Origin of the sequence: Pseudomonas serbica, from assembly GCF_028823535.1 — a bacterium.
Classification (GTDB): Bacteria; Pseudomonadota; Gammaproteobacteria; order Pseudomonadales; family Pseudomonadaceae; genus Aquipseudomonas; species Aquipseudomonas serbica.
Window position 1 is genome coordinate 149,539 of the sequence record NZ_JAQIYM010000004.1, and the last position, 16,690, is coordinate 166,228.

Consider the following 16,690-nt stretch of genomic DNA (forward strand, 5'->3'; position numbering starts at 1 on the left):
AGGGGTCAGAGGTAACCGTCAGCCCGCAACAGGGTTTCCAGGCAATGCTCGGTGATGTGGTAGAACGCCTTGAGTTCTTCGATCTTCGCCAGCAGCTGGGCCGGATCACCCGGCTCGGCGCGCTTGACCGCCAGGATCATCTTGTTCTTGTTGGTGTGGTCCAGCGAGATGAACTCGAACACCTTGGTCTCGTAGCCGCAGGCTTCGAGGAATAGCGCGCGCAAGCTGTCGGTGACCATTTCCGCCTGCTGCCCCAGGTGCAAGCCGTATTGCAGCATCGGCTTGAGCAATGCCGGGCTCTGGATTTGCAGGCGAATCTGTTTGTGACAGCACGGCGAGCACATGATGATCGAGGCACCGGAACGAATGCCGGTATGAATCGCATAGTCGGTGGCGATGTCGCAGGCATGCAGCGCGATCATCACATCCAGCTCGCTCGGTGCCACGCTGCGTACATCACCGCACCTGAAGACCAGCCCGGGATGCTCAAGCTTGGCTGCGGCAGTGTTGCACAAGGTGACCATGTCTTCGCGCAACTCGACGCCAGTCACTTGCGCTTCGGCCTTCAGGGTATTGCTCAGATAGTCATGGATCGCGAAGGTCAGGTAACCCTTGCCGGACCCGAAGTCCGCCACCCGAACCGGGCTGTCCAGCGCCAATGGCGACGAGGTCAGCGCGTGGCTGAAGACTTCGATGAACTTGTTGATCTGCTTCCACTTGCGTGACATCGCCGGGATCAGTTCATGCTGCTTGTTGGTGACGCCCAGGTCGACGAGAAACGGCCGGTCCAGATCAAGGAAACGGTGTTTCTCACGGTTGTGCCCAGCGGTCGGCACTTCGCGCAGTTGCTGGGGTTTGCTCTTGAACAGCGAAGCCTTGCCCTTTTTGCCGTATTCGAGCTGGGCTTCATCGGTCAATGCCAACAAATGCGCATTCTTGAAGGACGCCGGCAACAAACCGGCGATGACTGCCACACCTTCGACCAATGGCAGATTCTTGGTGATGTCGCGGGTCTTGTACCGATAGACGAAGGACAGGCAAGACTGCGCCTTGACCGTCACCGGCTTGATGATGATCCGCTGCAGGTCCGCTTCATCGCCGACGTACTTGGCCAGCACCAGCTTGATAAAGGCGCTCTGGTCGAGGCTCGATTGCAACAGGTCGATGAACTGGGCGTGATGGTCCGGCGCGAGGCTGGCGGGAGTGGCGGTGACGGACATGGAAAAACGGCCTCGGGCAGTGCGAAACGAAGAATGCCCGATATTTTAGGGGGGATGCGGGTTTTGGGCACGGGGTTATTTTCGCAGGCCCGGTAATACTCCTCCCAGACCTGCTTGTATTCACCGATGCGTCAGGGCTCCACCAGCCGAAGTTTGCGATTGACCGGTGAATTGATCACGTACCTGACGATCAATCCCACCGGTACCGCCCACGTCAGGCCATTGGCGGGGTCAGTGATGACAGCGACGGTTTCGGAGCTTGCGCCCATGTCCAGGCGTCGTCGATCGTTGCAGGACTTGAGCGTCCCGTAGGCGTGGCTGACCAGTCGCTCCGCCAGGTGCATCGGTACATCAATCCCTTGCAAGTGTTTTACGGCACGACAGAACAGCACCTGATCATCAACCACCGCATCGCCTTCATGTCGGGCCAGAAATGCCTGGGCAATGCCCAGCAATTGCTCGTTCAGGTCCTCGCCTTCAACCGTAGTGGACATATTCATGACTCCGGCGACGCCGTGGTCGGCGGCGCAACCGGGCGCGCGTCGCGCCGCAAATCGGGCCCGGCGAAAGGCAAGTGCACGGCGGGGTTGGGCATTCCACTGGGTGAAAGTTCGTGGGTCATCTCGAACTCTGCCCGTACCGACCAGCCGCAGGCTTCCGACGTGCATTGCAAGTACGCTACCCGCAGGAAAATATGACGGCCCTCGCTGGTGCGGATGCGCATCCGGCTCAAGCAGTGTGGACAAACCATCTTGTAAGTACTCATGCCTGGATCCTGCTGTTCATCGGGTGGTAATCAACATAATCAAACGCAATACTGCTTGATGTGATGATCGCTGCCACCCGGCACTGCAAGTAACGCGCCCCCGAAAAAAGAAAGTGCAATGAACAACGGCGTAATGGGTAAGAACCAAACATGTAGGAAATCACCCTGCTACCATTAGGAAGTTTCGACATCAAATTCATCTGACTCATAGTTGAAAAATGATTATTCATAATAAAAAAAGTACTCATTGCGCATACGTTAAGCACTCAAACAGCATGTGTCAAAAGGAATAGGCTCAAATTGCGTAGCAAAAAATCACAAGCTGTTTTAGCGCGACTGAAGCAAATAACCGGCACCAAAAGCGATGCCTCCTTGTCTTCTGCGCTACAAGTCAGCCCGCAGACCCTTAGCAGCTGGAAGGGTCGTGACAGTACGCCATACTCATTATGCGTAGAAATCGCTCAATCGCGCGGCGTTTCGCTCGACTGGTTGCTGCTGGGTGAAGGTCCGATCCTGCGCCATAGCGCCGCTGTTAATGCCTCGGAACTCAGTCAGGAAACAGCCACTCGGGAAGATACAATTCTCTCCATGTGGCGATTGCTTAGTGAAGAAGATCGCTGCGCCATACAAAATGCCCTGGAGGAAAAACGTCGCCTGCGTGAAATGGAACTCAAACTTTCAGAGATGGCGTCTATCCTGTCGACATTGCAACAGTCGAACGAAACATAGTGTCATATGGCCGCTTACTTGAAGGCGCGTCACACCCGCAATGTCCCGCTGCACGTGTTCATGACAAGTTGATACCCATCAGCGTCGTCCTTTCAGGCGCTCAATGATTTCACCCAGGCCAGCGCCGTCGACCCACTGCATGAGCTTGACGCTGATGGGAATAATGATCAGCGCGCAAAGAAATGCCGTTACCCCTTCGGTCAGGAAAGGTGCCAGCGGCAGCGCGACAGGGGTAAACAGATAGCCAACGCCCGCCGACAGCAACCAGGAGCCGATACGCTGCCAGGTCTTGAAGTCAGCACGAGTGGTGATGACCAGCCACGCCCCGAGCGATGCACCGAATAGCGCTTCGCCATCAATCGAAGGCAGCGTCGCGATCCCCAATCCCAGTAGCAGGCCACTGATACTGTTATAGGCCGAATCAGACAAGTTCATGGCCACCTCGCTCATCGACGCTGTCGACGCAAATGACGCCCGACTCGATGGCTTTGAGCAAGGCAGCATGACGGGACCTGACAGCAAACTTGCGGCGAATATTGGAAAAGTGAAAGTTGATCGTGGTCGGCGAGCAATCCTGAATCCTGGCGATTTCCCAGGAAGTCTTGCCCCTGTAGCACCACATCAAGGCTTGTGATTCTTTCGCCGTCAGATGGACCGGCGGTTCATTTGCCGCGCCGTCAGACGCGGCACCGGCGAAATAATCGAGTGGTCGATGCGTTGACATAAGTACCTCCCTCTACGTCAGAACGCCCGTCACAGGGCGTTCGCTGTTGGAGGGAGATGTTGAAGACCGGGCAGCAGCCAGACAACCGGCCGCAGTTGTACCGCCAGGCGTTACAAAAGTGTTCGACGGCCCGCTTAGCTGAGCACGACCAGGCGGTTAGGCAGTTCGTTGCGTACATGCGTCACCGGGACGTGCACCTTGAGCAATTCGCCGCACGCCTCGACGCAGGCCACGAAGCCCTGCAACGTCTGGCCCTGTCGCACCTGCCGGGTGAACGCCGCGACAATCGCGTCCCAATGGCTGTTGTCCAGCCGACTGGAAATACCCTCATCCACCAGGATTTCCACATAGCGCTCGGCTTCAGAGACGAAAATCAGGATGCCGGTGCTGCCGACCGTATGGTGCAGGTTCTGTTCGAGGAATTGCCGGCGCGCCAGGTTCGAGGCGCGCCAGTGGCGTACCGAACGAGGAACCAGGTGCGTGGTGATTTTCGGTAACCGCAATACCAGGCACAGCACGATGAAGGTGATCCATTGCACCAGCAGCAGGCTGTGCAAGGTCAGCCAGCCCGTCAGGTAATGCACGATCCCCGGCACCACCAATGCCAGCAGGCTGGCCCAGAGCAGCGGGATGTACACGTAGTCATCGGCCCGGGCCGCGAGCACGGTGACCAGCTCCGCGTCGGTGTCGCGCTCGACCCGGGCAATCGCCTCGGCCACCTTGCGTTGTTCGTGTTCAGTCAGTAATGCCATGTGTTGAATGCCTGCTCGCTATAGTTTTTCTGCCGAGTCATTACCAGCCGCCCGACGAACCGCCGCCACCGAAACTGCCCCCGCCGCCGCTGAATCCACCGCCGCCACCGCCAAATCCGCCGCCACCAAAACCGCCACCGGAACCACCGGAGCCCCCACGACCGGAGGGAAGGATACCGAGCATCTGGCAAACAAATACTGTCAGGATGAACAACAACACCAGGAACACGAACAACCCCGGGTGCCGCGAGACGAAATCGTCTCCCGGATCGCCGCTGGACTCATAGACCGTCGAGGGCTCGTCCAGGGGATTGCCGCCCAGCACCACCAGCATCGCTGCCACCCCGTCGCTGATGCCCTTGCTGTAATTGCCAGCCTTGAACGCCGGGGTGATGACCTGGTGGATGATCACCGAACTCTGGGCGTCGGTCAGGCGATCTTCCAGGCCATAGCCGACTTCGATGCGCAGTTTGCGCTCATCACGGGCAACAATCAGCAGCGCGCCGTTGTTCTTGTCTTTCTGGCCGATACCCCAGTAGCGGCCCAGTTGATAGCCAAAATCGGCGATATCGGTGCCCTGCAGGTTGGCGAGCGTGACCACCACCAATTGCTCGCCAGTGGTCTTTTCATGGGCCTGCAACTGCTGAACCAGCTGCTCGCGCACTGCTGGCTCGATCATCTGGGCGTTATCCACCACCCGTCCGGTCAGTTCCGGGAACTTCAATTGGGCCTGGACCGCCAGGGCAAACAGCCCCAGCAACACCACCAGGCCGATCTTCAACACTCGCATTGGCAACCTCGCACGTCCCTGCGGCAGCTCCTACAGGGGTCATTTATCTGCCATCAAGGATTCAGAATTTGACCTCGGGTGGCTTCTCCGAACCGGGCGTGGCCTCGAATGTCTGGCGTTCCGGAAGGTTGCTGTACATCACGGTGTGCCACAGGCGACCGGGGAACGTGCGGATCTCGGTGTTGTATTTCTGCACCGCCAGGATGAAGTCACGCCGGGCTACGCTGATCCGGTTCTCGGTGCCTTCAAGCTGCGATTGCAGGGCAAGGAAGTTCTGGTTGGCCTTGAGGTCCGGATAGCGCTCGGACACCACCATCAGGCGGCTCAAGGCACCGCTGAGCTGATCCTGGGCCTGTTGGTACTGCTTGAGCTTTTCCGGGTTGTCGAGCGTGGAGGCATCGACCTGGATCGAGGTGGCCTTGGCCCTGGCTTCGATCACGGCCGTCAGGGTGTCCTGTTCATGCGCGGCGTAGCCCTTGACGGTTTCCACCAGGTTGGGAATCAGGTCGGCGCGCCGCTGATACTGGTTTTGCACCTGGCCCCAGGCAGCCTTGGCCTGTTCATCGAGGGTCGGGATGTTGTTGATGCCACAGGCGGTCAGCAATGTGACCAGCACCAGCAACGTGACCACTTGCAGGCTCGACCGGTAGGACTGTCGTACATTCATCAGAGTGATGCTCCGTTCACATGTCATGGAAAAAACAACCGGCGACCCTCTCGGCCGGCTCTTCGGGCATAATCGGCGCGGCACTGGATCGCGTCGGGGCAAATGGGCTAAAAGATGCCCTGCACAAAAACCGCTTCCGGTGTTCGACTGCCATTTTCGGCTGTCGCTTTTTGAGTCAGCACCCGAACAACAATAGTCGCTCCCTAAATTTTGGCTGGCCGGCGTGTACATCGCCGCTTGGGCCCTTGAGAAAACTATTCATGAAGAAGCTGTGTTTGCTGGGCCTGTTCGTCAGCCTGGCCAGTCATAACGTACTGGCCGCCACGACGCCCGCACCCCTGGAGAACAAGGACGCTTTCGTCAGCAACCTGATGAAGCAAATGACCCTCGAAGAAAAAATCGGCCAGTTGCGCCTGATCAGCATCGGGCCGGAAATGCCGCGCGAAATGATTCGCAAGGAAATCGCGGCGGGCAACATCGGCGGTACCTTCAACTCGATCACCCGCCCGGAAAACCGTCCGATGCAGGACGCGGCCATGCGCAGCCGCCTGAAGATCCCGATGTTCTTCGCCTACGACGTGATCCACGGCCACCGCACCATTTTCCCGATTCCGCTGGCCCTGGCGTCGAGCTGGGACATGGATGCCATTGGCCTGTCCGGGCGCATTGCCGCCAAGGAAGCTGCGGCTGACAGCCTCGACATCACCTTCGCACCGATGGTCGACATCTCCCGCGATCCGCGCTGGGGCCGTACGTCCGAAGGCTTTGGCGAAGACACTTACCTGGTGTCGCGCATTGCCGGCGTGATGGTCAAGGCGTTCCAGGGTGCTGGTGCGAACGCCGCCGACAGCATCATGGCCAGCGTCAAGCACTTCGCCCTGTATGGCGCCGTTGAAGGCGGTCGAGACTACAACGTGGTCGACATGAGCCCGGTCAAGATGTACCAGGATTACCTGCCGCCGTACCGCGCCGCGATTGACGCCGGCGCTGGCGGGGTGATGGTCGCGTTGAACTCTATCAACGGCGTGCCGGCCACTGCCAACACCTGGCTGATGAACGACCTGCTGCGCAAGGAATGGGGCTTCAAGGGCCTGGCGGTCAGCGACCACGGGGCGATTTTCGAGCTGATCAAGCACGGCGTTGCCGCCGACGGTCGTGAAGCCGCGAAGCTGGCGATCAAGGCCGGCATCCACATGAGCATGAACGACACCCTCTACGGCAAAGAGCTGCCAGGGCTGCTCAAGGCCGGCGAGATCCAGCAGAGCGACATCGACAACGCCGTGCGTGCAGTACTGGACGCCAAGTACGACATGGGCCTGTTCAAGGACCCGTACCTGCGCATTGGCAAGGCCGAGGATGATCCGGTCGACACCTACGCCGACAGCCGCCTGCACCGTGCCGAGGCCCGTGATGTGGCGCGCCGCAGCCTGGTGTTGCTGAAGAACCAGGGCGAAACACTGCCCCTGAAGAAAACCGCGAAAATCGCCCTGGTCGGCCCGCTGGCCAAGGCCCCAATCGACATGATGGGCAGTTGGGCCGCCGCCGGCCGTCCGGCGCAATCGGTGACCCTGTTCGACGGCATGACCAACGCCCTGGGTGATAAATCGACACTGATCTACGCCCGTGGTGCCAACATCACGAGCGACAAGAACATTCTCGGTTACCTGAACTTCCTCAACTTCGACGCCCCGGAAGTGGTGGATGACCCGCGTCCGGCGAACGTGCTGATCGACGAAGCGGTGAAAGCGGCCAGGAATGCCGACGTAGTGGTTGCCGCCGTGGGTGAGTCCCGCGGCATGTCCCACGAATCGTCGAGCCGTACCGATCTCGATATTCCGCAAAACCAGCGCGAGCTGATCCGTGCCCTGAAGGCCACTGGCAAACCGCTGGTACTGGTGTTGATGAACGGCCGCCCGCTGACGATTCTCGAGGAGAAAGAACAGGCGGACGCGATCCTGGAAACCTGGTTCAGCGGCACCGAGGGCGGCAACGCCATCGCCGACGTGCTGTTCGGCGACTACAACCCGTCAGGCAAACTGCCGATCAGCATCCCGCGCTCGGTGGGCCAGATTCCGACCTACTACAACCACCTGACCATTGGCCGGCCATTCACGCCGGGCAAACCGGGCAACTACACCTCGCAATACTTCGATGACACTACAGGCCCGCTGTACCCGTTTGGTTATGGCCTCAGCTACACCGATTTCAGCCTGAGCGACATGGCGCTGTCGTCGACCACGCTGAACAAGACCGGCAAGCTCGACGCCAGCATCACGGTGAAAAACACCGGCAAGCGTGACGGCGAAACCGTGGTGCAGCTGTACATCCAGGACGAGACCGGCTCGATGATCCGCCCGATCAAGGAGCTGAAGAACTTCCAGAAGGTCATGCTCAAGGCCGGTGAACAGAAAGTCGTGCACTTCACCATCACCGAAGACGACCTGAAGTTCTACAACACCCAGCTCAAGTTCGCGGCGGAGCCAGGCAAGTTCAACGTGCAGATCGGCCTGGATTCACAGGATGTGACGCAGCAGAGCTTCGAGTTGCTCTAACCGTTCAAACTCCGCGCCCCTTGTCGGAGCTGGCTTGCCAGCGAAGGCGGCCTAACATCCAACGAAGATGTTGAATGTTATGGCCTCTTCGCTGGCAAGCCAGCTCCTACAAGGGTATTGGGTGTAGCGACTATCCCCTTCGATCCAGCAGATTGACCACCAACCGATCCACCCACCCCCACGCCCGCTGCTTGACCCGTTTCCACAGCGGTCGGCGTTGCCATGCCTCCAGGCTCACTTCCTGGCTAAGCGAGAAGTCCTTCTCGAAACTCGCCATCACGTCACGGGTCAACCCAGGGTCCAGCGCTTCAAGGTTGGCCTCCAGGTTGAATCGCAAATTCCAGTGATCGAAATTGCACGAACCAATGCTCACCCAATCATCGATCAGGACCATTTTCAGATGCAGGAAACACGGCTGGTATTCGAAAATTTTCACCCCGGACTTGAGCAGTCGCGGGTAGTAGCGATGCCCGGCGTAACGCACTGAAGGATGATCGGTGCGCGGGCCGGTCAGCAGCAGCCGCACATCGACGCCACGGGAGGCCGCGCGGCGCAGTGAACGGCGGACTTTCCAGGTCGGCAGGAAATACGGCGTGGCCAGCCAGATGCGTTTGTGTCCGCTGTTCAACGCACGAATCAGCGATTGCAGGATATCCCGGTGCTGGCGGGCGTCGGCATAGGCGACACGGCCCATGCCCTCCCCCGTGGACGGCACGCGGGGCAGGCGCGGCAGACCGAAATGCGCAGCCGGTCGCCAGGCGCGACGATGGCGGTTGGCGATCCATTGGCGGTCGAACAGCAATTGCCAGTCGAGCACCAGCGGGCCAGTGATTCCCACCATCACTTCGTGCCACTCGCTGACGTCTTCGTTCGGCGTCCAGAATTCATCGGTCACACCGGTGCCACCGACCACCGCCAGACTCTGGTCCACCAGCAGCAGCTTGCGGTGATCTCGGTAGAAATTACCGACCCAGCGTCGCCAGCTCAGGCGATTGTAGAAACGCAGCTCGACGCCCGCGGCCGTCAGTCGCTGGCGCAGGGTCAGGGTAAAAGCGAGGCTGCCGTAATCATCGAACAGGCAGCGCACCCGCACACCGCGCTCGGCGGCCTGGACCAGTGCCTGAACCATGGCTTCGGCGCAAGCGCCCGCCTCCACCAGGTAAAGTTCCAGTTCAACCTGTTCTTCGGCACGGGCAATCGCCACCAACATGCGCGGGAAAAATTGCGGGCCGTCGACCAGCAATTCGAAGCGATTGCCTTCACGCCAGGGAAAGATCGGACCAGCCATGTCAGCGCGCCGTGAAGATCAGCACCGCACCCACCGGCACCGACAGACTGATGGCCGACAGGCCGGCGACCTTGCGCAACGCTTCCAGCCCGGGCGCCAGATCAAAGTCTTCGGCATTGATCACCACCGGCTCCAGGGTCACCACCTGGAAACGTCGGTCATCGAGACGGGTGGCCAGCAGTTCGGCGTTGTAGGTGTGCTGCTTGCCGTGCAGGTCGACCATCAGTGGCAGGCGCAATTCCAGTTGCGCGCCGGGGGCGAGGTCGTTGATCGGGCGCAGGTCGATTTGCGTGCTGATCAGGGCTTCGGCAAACCTGTCGATCTCGAACAGCGCCTTGCGCATGCGCTCATCGCGCAACGGAATGCCACTGTTGACCGACTCCAGCTCGACCTCCACTTCGGCTTTTCCGCTGGGATCGACTTTGCCGTGCAACACCAGGAAGCGCTGCACTTCGGAAACATTGGCGTTTTTGGTGCTGACGAACGACAGCCGCGAGGACTCGCCGTCCAGGTACCAGTTGGCCTGGGCCGACAGCGATGCGCCGGCCAACAGCAGGCAGGCGAGGGTTTTGCAGACAGACCGCTTGAACATAGAAACTCTGGGGCAGATAAACCTGTGCTGAACCTTAACTGCCCGTGGCGCTATTGCAAACCGCTTTAACTATCAGGCCATCGCCTGCTGCACATCGCCAATGGTCGCGGCGAGGCTGCTCAGGTGCAGGCTCAGCACCCGTTCCACCGGCGCCTGATCCATCGGCCAGTGCAACGCCATGCTGCCGACCAGCCGGCCATCGGTGTGAATCGGCAAGGCCACCGCGCGAATCAGGAAAGGTAATCGCACCGGGTATTCCCAGTAGCCTTCGGTGCGCTGGCCGAAGCCTTGATGCAATGCCTGTTGGGTGGCGTTGAACAGGGATTCATCGCTCAGTCGCTCACGCTCGGCCAGACGCGCCACTTCATCGCTTTGCAGCTCACCCAGGCAGGCCCGGCCCATGGCCGAGTGGAACAGGCTGGCGTGCTGGCCGACGATCTGGCAGTTGTTCGGATAGCGCTTGCGCAGCACGGCAGGGATCGCACTTTCCATCACCTCCACCCGCTCGCCATCGAAGCACGACAGGTCCGCCACCAGCCCGGTCCGCTCGCTCAATTCCAGCAGTAGCGGCGCGGCGTTCTCCACCAGGCGCCGCTTGAAGCGCTGCCGACTGTCACCGAACAGGCGCCTGGCACACAAGCGGTAACGCCGGTCGCTCAAGCCGCGATAGATCCAGCCTTGCTCCTGCAAGGTCAGCAACATGCGCGACACCGTGGCCTTGGGCAGACGGGTCAGGTAGTGCAACTCCTCCAGGCCCAGTGCCTGATGCTCGCCCAGCAACTCGACGATCGCCAGGGCGCGCTCGACGGAACGTACACTGCCGGTTTCTGCCTTGCTGTCCATGTGTTCGATCTCCTTGGGCGCTGATGGATGATCGCTTCTTGCAGCAAGATGTGGGCCTGCCCACCGGTTTCACGCACTTGGCAGACAACCGGGCGGCCAGCGCTTGACCCACTGGGTCAACTGTTCGTGGGCATAAGCCAGCTGCAACACCGCGCGGTCGGCCTGGGCCGGGCCTATGATCTGCAGGCCCATCGGCAGGCCGGCCGGGTTGAAGCCCACCGGCACGCTCATGCTCGGCAAGCCGGCCAGGGTGGGGCCGATCACCACCTCCATCCAGCGGTGATAAGTGTCCATGTTCCGCCCGCCGACGACACGTGGCCAAGGGGTTTGTGCATCAAAAGGAAACACTTGGGCCGTGGGCAGCAGCAGGAAGTCGTAACGCTCGAACAACTCGTTCAAGGCGCGATACCACTCGCTGCGAGCGACCGAGGCCTGATAGACATCCGCTGCCGTCAGGCGCAGGCCACCCTCGATCTCCCATTGGGCTTCGGGTTTGAGCTGTTCGCGTTTGTGCGGGTCGGCATACAGCGCGCCGAGGCCACCTTGCACCAGCCAGTGACGGTGCACCAGCCAGGTCTGCCACAGGCGTTCCATGGAGAAATCCGGCTGACAGGCTTCAACCTTGCAACCCAGCTCTGCGAAGTCCTGCAGCGCCGACTCGCACAGGCTCATCACGCCAGGCTCCATTGGCAGGTAGCCGTTGTAATCGCCCAGCCAGCCGAGGCGAACCTCACGGAAATCCTGCGCCAGCGACTGATGGAACATCTCCGGGTCCTGAGTCAGCGACAACGGCACGCGCGGGTCGTAACCGGCCTGGGTACCGAGCAAGCGGGCGACATCGGTGACGGTGCGCCCCATCGGTCCTTCGGTGGCCAGTTGCTGGACAAAAACTTCGGGCTGCGGACCGTGTGGCACGCGGCCCTGGGACGGGCGCAAACCGAACACGTTGTTGAACGCCGCCGGATTGCGCAACGAACCCATCATGTCACTGCCGTCGGCCACCGGCAGCATGCGCAACGCCAGCGCCACCGCCGCCCCGCCGCTGCTGCCACCGGCGACCAGCGACGGATCGTAGGCATTGGTGGTGGTGCCGAACACGCTGTTGTAGGTGTGCGAGCCGAGGCCGAATTCCGGTACGTTGCTCTTGCCGATGATGATCGCGCCGCTGGCACGCACTCGCGCCACGCTGATGGCGTCGTGCAGCGGGACTTGCTCGGCGAACAGCGGCGAGCCCATGGTCGTGCGCAACCCGGCGGTGGCGGCCAGGTCCTTGACCGCTTGCGGCATGCCGTGCATCCAGCCCCGGGACTGGCCCTGGGCCAATTGTCGGTCGCAGGCATCGGCCTCTGCCAGCAACTCCTCGGCCGGTCGCAGCGACACCAGCGCATTGACCTGCGGGTTGAAGCGCTCGATCTGCGCCAGATAAGCCTGCATCACTTCACGGCAAGACACATGGCGCGCGTGGATCGCCCGGGACAGCGCATCAGCGTCCATTTCAACAATCGGATTCATGCTCAAGGTTTCACCCCAAGGTTAAGTGCAACGGATTTCTTTGCCCGTGGTGCCTCCTGCATGCAGTAAGTGCCCAATAGCGTCAGCACGCAAGCGAACAACACGTAGAACGACGGTGCCACCGGCGTGGCCAGGACCTTGCTCAGCCAGGTCACGATCAGCGGGGCAAAACCGCCGAACACCATGACCGCCACGTTATAGGCCACCGACACCCCGGTGGAGCGCACTTCAATCGGAAACTGCTCGGCCAGCGCCGTCGGTGCCGGGCCGAAAAAACCGCCGATCGCCGTGCACAGCAACAGTTGCATCACCAGCAAACGCTCCACCGAGGGCGCCGCCGCGACCCACACGTACAACGGATAGACCATCAGGAAAAACGCCAGGGTGAAGGCCATCAACACCGGACGCCGGCCGAGGCGGTCGGACAAGGCGCCCGACAGCGGAATCACCACGGTCATCACCGCCACGGCGAGCATCTGCACCAGCAGCACCTGGTCCAGCGGCAGGCCGAGGCTCTTGTGGGCGAATGTCGGCATGTTCACCAGCACCACGTAGAACGACACTGTCGCGCCACAGGCCAGGCCCATTGATACCAGAATGGCGCGACGATGTTCGCGGATCACTTGCAGCAAACTCGGGCTCTCGCCTTTGGCTTGTTTGCGCGCTTCGAGAAACTCCTCCGGTTCCTCCATGTGCTTGCGAATCCACAGCCCGACCGGGCCGATCAACAGGCCGATCATGAAGGGAATCCGCCAGCCCCAGCTGTCCAGCGCCTCGGGGGTCAGCAGATGGGTGAACAGCGCCACCATCCCCGCTCCGGAAAACACCGCCAGGCATTGCCCGACCAATTGCCACGAGCCGTACAGCCCCTTGCGGTGCGCTGGCGCGCTTTCCACCAGGAAGGCGGTGGCGCTGGCGTATTCGCCACCGGTGGCGAAACCCTGGAGCATCCGCGCGACCACGATCAGCAGCGGTGCGCCCATGCCGATGGCGGCGTAGTTCGGCGCGAAGGCGATCAGCGCGATCGACACGGTCATCAGGCGGATGATCATCTGCATCGCCGCCTTGCGTCCCTTGCGGTCCGAATACATGCCCAGCAAGACGCCGCCCACCGGGCGCATGAAGAAACCGACGCCGAAGGTCGCCAAGGCCATCAGCAGCGACGCGTACTCGTCGTCGGAGGGGAAAAATTGCCGGGCGATGATGCTCGCCAGAAAGCCGTAGACAATGAAGTCATACCATTCCAGCGCGTTGCCGATAACGGCCGCGACCACCTGCCGGGTGCGCGAAACACCTGTGCTCGAAGTGTGCATGGGAACTCTCCAGAAACCTGTTGGGTGATGTCGGGCGCGACTTGGCGCACCCGGGTCCAGCGGCAGTAGAAAGTGAAAGGGTCAGGCCGGCTTGAGCCAGCTCTCGGCCAGCGCGCCCCAATACGCGGCGCCGGTCAGCAGGATGTCGTCGTTGAAGTCGTAGGCGGGGTTGTGCACCATCGGGCGCGATACGCCGTTGCCGATGAACAGGTAGGCGCCGGGACAACGTTGCAGCATCCAGGCGAAGTCTTCGCTGCCCATCAGCTTGGGCGTGTTGCCATCGACCGCGTCGGCGCCGACCAGCTCGACGCCGACTTGCCGGGCGAACTCGGTTTCGGCGGCGTGGTTGACCAGCACCGGATAGGCCGGACGGTGTTCGATTGTCGAGCTGCAACCAAAACTGCGGGCCTGGGATTCGATGATCGCGCACACCCGCTCGAGGGTCTGCTCACGCACCTGGGCATTCAATGCACGCAGGCTCAGGCGCAGGGTCGCCTGTTGGGGAATGACGTTGGCCGCCTCCCCGGCCTGCAATGCACCGACCGTCACCACCGCCGCCTGCTGCGCATCGATGTTGCGCGCGACCACGGTTTGCAGGGCCATGACCACGCTGGCCGCTGCCACCAGCGGATCGACCGCCAGATGCGGCATCGAGCCGTGTCCGCCGACGCCTTCAATGGAGACGTTGAGCAGATCCTGCGAGGCCATCATCGGCCCTTCGCGAAAGCCCAGGTGCCCCGCTGGCAGGCCCGGCATGTTGTGCATGCCGAACAGTGCGTCGCAGGGAAAACGCTCGAGCAAGCCATCGGCGAGCATCGCTTCGGCGCCGCCCTGGCCTTCCTCGGCCGGCTGGAAAATCAGGGTCAGGGTGCCATCGAACTGACGCGTCGCCGCCAGGTAGCGCGCCGCGCCCAACAGCATCGTGGTATGGCCGTCGTGCCCACAGGCGTGCATGCAGCCCTGGTGTCGGCTGCTGTAGGCCGCGCCGGTATTCTCGATGATCGGCAGCGCGTCCATGTCCGCGCGCAAGCCGAGTTTGCGCGGGCTGTTGCCGTTGCGCAGAACGCCGACCACTCCGGTCTTGCCGATGCCCGTATGCACTTCGTAGCCCCATTGCGAAAGCGATTTGGCTACCAGCGCCGACGTGCGGTTTTCCTCGAAGCCGAGTTCAGGGTGGGCATGGATGTCCTGGCGGGTGGCGTGCAGGTCGCTGGCGACGTCGTTGAGCCAGGCCAGAATGTGTTGATGTCGGGTCATGACGATTTCCTCAGGCCGGGTGTATTCCCGTTCTTTTTGTTCGTAGTGATTTCGCGACGCTTGAAAGGCAGGTCGCGCTCGCCACCAGATAACCGCGAGTCGCGCGCGAGGACAATCGAATGTGGTTCCACCAGATGGAACCTGCGGGTCAGGGGTTCAGGCGACAGCCTTGGTGCTCGCCGACCCACACGGCAATATTGCTGCGCCCCAGCCCGCTGACCGTGACGCGCTTGCCGGCAGCGTCATCGGTAAAGCCGCTGGTGGGCAGCCATTGCCTGACGTAGCCACGGCAATAGCCGGCGTCGTTGTTCATCACGTAGCGGCACGAACAATACTCCTTGGCGGTGTAGGCGCTGATGATGTCCGGGAATGCCCACAGCGCCACCCGCTCCTGCCAGATCCAGCCAAGCAAGGCGAGCAGCAGGATCAACAACAATGAACTGATCGGTCGGCGTCTCATGAAACCGCTCATGGTTTCACCGTCCCGGCAAAGGCCTTCAGCACGAGGTTGAGCAATTCGTTGTGCTGGTAGAGGCCATCGCGATCATCGCCATAGCGCACGATCACCAGGTTTTCCCCGGGAATCACATACATCGCCTGGCCCCAATGGCCCAGGGCGGCAAACGTATCGGCGGGTGCATCGGGCCAGGGCCGGGCGCTCCCGTCGACTGCACGATTGAGCCACCAGTGGCCACCGGGCACCGCCTCATCCCGGTAGGCGCGATAGCCCGCGAAGGGCTCGCGATTGAATGCCACCCAGTTTTTGGGCAGCAGTTGTCTATCGCCCCAGCGACCGTCCCGCGCCATCAACAGGCCGATGCGCGCCAGATCCCGGGCGGTCAGGTAGGCATAGGACGAGGCGACGAAGGTTCCCGTGGCATCGGTTTCCCAGGTCGCTCGGCGAATGCCCAGGGGGTTGAACAGCGCGGTCCACGGATAGTCCGCGTAGCGCTCTGCACCGACGATGGCTTTCAGCGCGGCGGACAGCAGATTCGTGTCGCCACTGGCGTAACGAAACGACTGCCCCGGTGCCGCGTAGGTGCCGTGATTCGCGGTGAAGGCAGCCATGTCCCGATGACCTCGGGTGTAGAGCATGGCCACCACCGAGGAATTGAGCGGTGCGTATTCGTAATCTTCCTGCCAGTCCAGACCCGAGGCCCAGTGCAGCAGGTCGGCCATGGTCAGGTCCGGGTGTTTTTGCAGGGGTGGATAGAATTTGACCACCGGGTCCTGCAGCTTGAACCCGCCTTCGCCATACGCCACGCCGAGTACCGTGGCCATCAGGCTTTTGCTGATGGACCAGGTGAGATGCGGCGTTTCGGCGGTGGTCGGGCCGGCGTAGCGTTCGTAGATCAACTGGCCATCGCGGATGACGAGCAAGGCGTCGGTGCGGATGCCTTGGCGAGTGGTGTCGTCGCGGGGTGGGAAAGCGTACTGCTCCAACGCCTCAAGCGCCGGCCCGGTCGCTTCCCGGCCGGTCGACCATTGTTCGGCAGGCCAGTTTTCGGCGTGAGCCGTCAGGCTGAGCAACATGAAGATCAGTGACAAGCCTTTGAACATGGCGTGGGCTCGCAAGGAATAGCCTGCAGAGCCTAGTCGAGGTTGATGACAGTTCCGGGATTTGTGTCCCCAATGAGGCCGCCTTCGCCAGCAAGCCCGCTCCCACAGGGGAACGCATTTCAACA

18 protein-coding genes are annotated in these 16,690 nt (G+C 61.3%); 2 read left to right on the forward strand and 16 right to left on the reverse strand.

Features of this window, described 5'->3' with window-relative positions; translation table 11 throughout:
- Positions 1–5: 5 nt before the first annotated feature.
- From NQL71_RS07675 to NQL71_RS07685, 3 genes are all read right to left on the reverse strand, one after another.
- Complete coding sequence (locus NQL71_RS07675; protein ID WP_077184233.1) at positions 6–1,220, reverse strand: class I SAM-dependent methyltransferase; 1,215 nt, start codon at positions 1,218–1,220, stop codon at positions 6–8.
- 131 nt (positions 1,221–1,351) lie between these two features.
- Positions 1,352–1,714 carry a hypothetical protein gene (locus NQL71_RS07680; RefSeq protein ID WP_046816708.1) on the reverse strand — a complete coding sequence of 121 codons (363 nt, stop codon included), beginning with the start codon at positions 1,712–1,714 and terminating at the stop codon, positions 1,352–1,354.
- A gap of 2 nt (positions 1,715–1,716) precedes the next feature.
- A complete protein-coding gene (locus tag NQL71_RS07685) occupies positions 1,717–1,986 on the reverse strand; it encodes an Ogr/Delta-like zinc finger protein (protein WP_046816707.1) in 270 nt (89 codons plus the stop codon).
- A 300-nt stretch (positions 1,987–2,286) separates the two neighbouring features.
- On the opposite strand from NQL71_RS07685, the gene NQL71_RS07690 reads away from it, so the two are divergent.
- Positions 2,287–2,715: a helix-turn-helix domain-containing protein gene (locus NQL71_RS07690; RefSeq protein ID WP_235431831.1), complete on the forward strand. Its 429-nt coding sequence runs from the start codon at positions 2,287–2,289 to the stop codon at positions 2,713–2,715.
- Positions 2,716–2,793: 78 nt separating this feature from the next.
- Here the strand turns inward: NQL71_RS07690 and NQL71_RS07695 are convergent, their stop codons facing one another.
- The 5 genes from NQL71_RS07695 to NQL71_RS07715 form a co-directional block, all read right to left on the reverse strand.
- Positions 2,794–3,150 (reverse strand): putative holin, encoded by a 357-nt coding sequence (locus NQL71_RS07695; RefSeq protein WP_046816847.1) that lies wholly within the window; start codon positions 3,148–3,150, stop codon positions 2,794–2,796.
- Positions 3,137–3,439: a helix-turn-helix domain-containing protein gene (locus NQL71_RS07700; protein ID WP_046816706.1), complete on the reverse strand. Its 303-nt coding sequence runs from the start codon at positions 3,437–3,439 to the stop codon at positions 3,137–3,139. Before NQL71_RS07700 ends, NQL71_RS07695 begins: the two co-directional genes overlap by 14 nt.
- A 134-nt stretch (positions 3,440–3,573) precedes the next feature.
- Positions 3,574–4,191 carry a TPM domain-containing protein gene (locus NQL71_RS07705; protein ID WP_046816705.1) on the reverse strand — a complete coding sequence of 206 codons (618 nt, stop codon included), beginning with the start codon at positions 4,189–4,191 and terminating at the stop codon, positions 3,574–3,576.
- Between the two features lie 40 nt (positions 4,192–4,231).
- Positions 4,232–4,981 (reverse strand): TPM domain-containing protein, encoded by a 750-nt coding sequence (locus tag NQL71_RS07710; RefSeq protein ID WP_248686107.1) that lies wholly within the window; start codon positions 4,979–4,981, stop codon positions 4,232–4,234.
- 61 nt (positions 4,982–5,042) lie between these two features.
- A complete protein-coding gene (locus tag NQL71_RS07715; protein WP_274642491.1) occupies positions 5,043–5,648 on the reverse strand; it encodes a LemA family protein in 606 nt (201 codons plus the stop codon).
- A gap of 260 nt (positions 5,649–5,908) precedes the next feature.
- Between NQL71_RS07715 and bglX the strand changes: the two genes are divergently transcribed.
- Entirely contained in the window at positions 5,909–8,200 is a 2,292-nt protein-coding gene (gene bglX / locus NQL71_RS07720; RefSeq protein ID WP_046816702.1) for a beta-glucosidase BglX, read from the forward strand.
- Between the two features lie 130 nt (positions 8,201–8,330).
- On the opposite strand, the gene NQL71_RS07725 is transcribed toward bglX, so the two are convergent.
- The 8 genes from NQL71_RS07725 to NQL71_RS07760 form a co-directional block, all read right to left on the reverse strand.
- The gene (locus tag NQL71_RS07725) at positions 8,331–9,488 is read right to left on the reverse strand and encodes a phospholipase D-like domain-containing protein (RefSeq protein ID WP_077184239.1); all 1,158 of its coding nucleotides are present in this window, start codon (positions 9,486–9,488) and stop codon (positions 8,331–8,333) included.
- A 1-nt stretch (position 9,489) separates the two neighbouring features.
- Complete coding sequence (locus NQL71_RS07730) at positions 9,490–10,080, reverse strand: YceI family protein (protein ID WP_046816700.1); 591 nt, start codon at positions 10,078–10,080, stop codon at positions 9,490–9,492.
- 72 nt (positions 10,081–10,152) lie between these two features.
- Positions 10,153–10,923 (reverse strand): IclR family transcriptional regulator, encoded by a 771-nt coding sequence (locus NQL71_RS07735; protein ID WP_046816699.1) that lies wholly within the window; start codon positions 10,921–10,923, stop codon positions 10,153–10,155.
- A gap of 69 nt (positions 10,924–10,992) precedes the next feature.
- A complete protein-coding gene (locus NQL71_RS07740; protein ID WP_274642492.1) occupies positions 10,993–12,435 on the reverse strand; it encodes an amidase in 1,443 nt (480 codons plus the stop codon).
- A gap of 2 nt (positions 12,436–12,437) precedes the next feature.
- Positions 12,438–13,748, reverse strand: coding sequence for a citrate-proton symporter (locus NQL71_RS07745; RefSeq protein ID WP_274642493.1), 1,311 nt, complete (start codon positions 13,746–13,748; stop codon positions 12,438–12,440).
- A gap of 81 nt (positions 13,749–13,829) precedes the next feature.
- Positions 13,830–15,005 carry a M20 aminoacylase family protein gene (locus tag NQL71_RS07750; protein ID WP_046816696.1) on the reverse strand — a complete coding sequence of 392 codons (1,176 nt, stop codon included), beginning with the start codon at positions 15,003–15,005 and terminating at the stop codon, positions 13,830–13,832.
- A gap of 148 nt (positions 15,006–15,153) precedes the next feature.
- The gene (locus NQL71_RS07755) at positions 15,154–15,477 is read right to left on the reverse strand and encodes an amidase (protein WP_274642494.1); all 324 of its coding nucleotides are present in this window, start codon (positions 15,475–15,477) and stop codon (positions 15,154–15,156) included.
- On the reverse strand, positions 15,474–16,565 hold the full coding sequence (locus NQL71_RS07760; RefSeq protein ID WP_274642495.1) for a serine hydrolase domain-containing protein: 1,092 nt from the start codon (positions 16,563–16,565) through the stop codon (positions 15,474–15,476). The genes NQL71_RS07755 and NQL71_RS07760 overlap by 4 nt, the downstream gene beginning before the upstream one ends.
- Positions 16,566–16,690 lie beyond the last annotated feature (125 nt).

What these genes read in the sequence shown, in the direction of transcription:
- NQL71_RS07715 (WP_274642491.1), bottom strand. Translation starts at nt 5,648, where the DNA reads ATGAATGTACGACAGTCCTACCGGTCGAGCCTGCAAGTGGTCACGTTG.
- NQL71_RS07750 (WP_046816696.1), bottom strand. Translation starts at nt 15,005, where the DNA reads ATGACCCGACATCAACACATTCTGGCCTGGCTCAACGACGTCGCCAGC.
- NQL71_RS07730 (WP_046816700.1), bottom strand. Translation starts at nt 10,080, where the DNA reads ATGTTCAAGCGGTCTGTCTGCAAAACCCTCGCCTGCCTGCTGTTGGCC.
- NQL71_RS07760 (WP_274642495.1), bottom strand. Translation starts at nt 16,565, where the DNA reads ATGTTCAAAGGCTTGTCACTGATCTTCATGTTGCTCAGCCTGACGGCT.
- NQL71_RS07735 (WP_046816699.1), bottom strand. Translation starts at nt 10,923, where the DNA reads ATGGACAGCAAGGCAGAAACCGGCAGTGTACGTTCCGTCGAGCGCGCC.
- NQL71_RS07740 (WP_274642492.1), bottom strand. Translation starts at nt 12,435, where the DNA reads ATGAATCCGATTGTTGAAATGGACGCTGATGCGCTGTCCCGGGCGATC.
- NQL71_RS07685 (WP_046816707.1), bottom strand. Translation starts at nt 1,986, where the DNA reads ATGAGTACTTACAAGATGGTTTGTCCACACTGCTTGAGCCGGATGCGC.
- NQL71_RS07695 (WP_046816847.1), bottom strand. Translation starts at nt 3,150, where the DNA reads ATGAACTTGTCTGATTCGGCCTATAACAGTATCAGTGGCCTGCTACTG.
- NQL71_RS07755 (WP_274642494.1), bottom strand. Translation starts at nt 15,477, where the DNA reads ATGAGCGGTTTCATGAGACGCCGACCGATCAGTTCATTGTTGTTGATC.
- NQL71_RS07675 (WP_077184233.1), bottom strand. Translation starts at nt 1,220, where the DNA reads ATGTCCGTCACCGCCACTCCCGCCAGCCTCGCGCCGGACCATCACGCC.
- NQL71_RS07710 (WP_248686107.1), bottom strand. Translation starts at nt 4,981, where the DNA reads ATGCGAGTGTTGAAGATCGGCCTGGTGGTGTTGCTGGGGCTGTTTGCC.
- NQL71_RS07705 (WP_046816705.1), bottom strand. Translation starts at nt 4,191, where the DNA reads ATGGCATTACTGACTGAACACGAACAACGCAAGGTGGCCGAGGCGATT.
- NQL71_RS07725 (WP_077184239.1), bottom strand. Translation starts at nt 9,488, where the DNA reads ATGGCTGGTCCGATCTTTCCCTGGCGTGAAGGCAATCGCTTCGAATTG.
- bglX (WP_046816702.1), top strand. Translation starts at nt 5,909, where the DNA reads ATGAAGAAGCTGTGTTTGCTGGGCCTGTTCGTCAGCCTGGCCAGTCAT.
- NQL71_RS07680 (WP_046816708.1), bottom strand. Translation starts at nt 1,714, where the DNA reads ATGTCCACTACGGTTGAAGGCGAGGACCTGAACGAGCAATTGCTGGGC.
- NQL71_RS07700 (WP_046816706.1), bottom strand. Translation starts at nt 3,439, where the DNA reads ATGTCAACGCATCGACCACTCGATTATTTCGCCGGTGCCGCGTCTGAC.
- NQL71_RS07745 (WP_274642493.1), bottom strand. Translation starts at nt 13,748, where the DNA reads ATGCACACTTCGAGCACAGGTGTTTCGCGCACCCGGCAGGTGGTCGCG.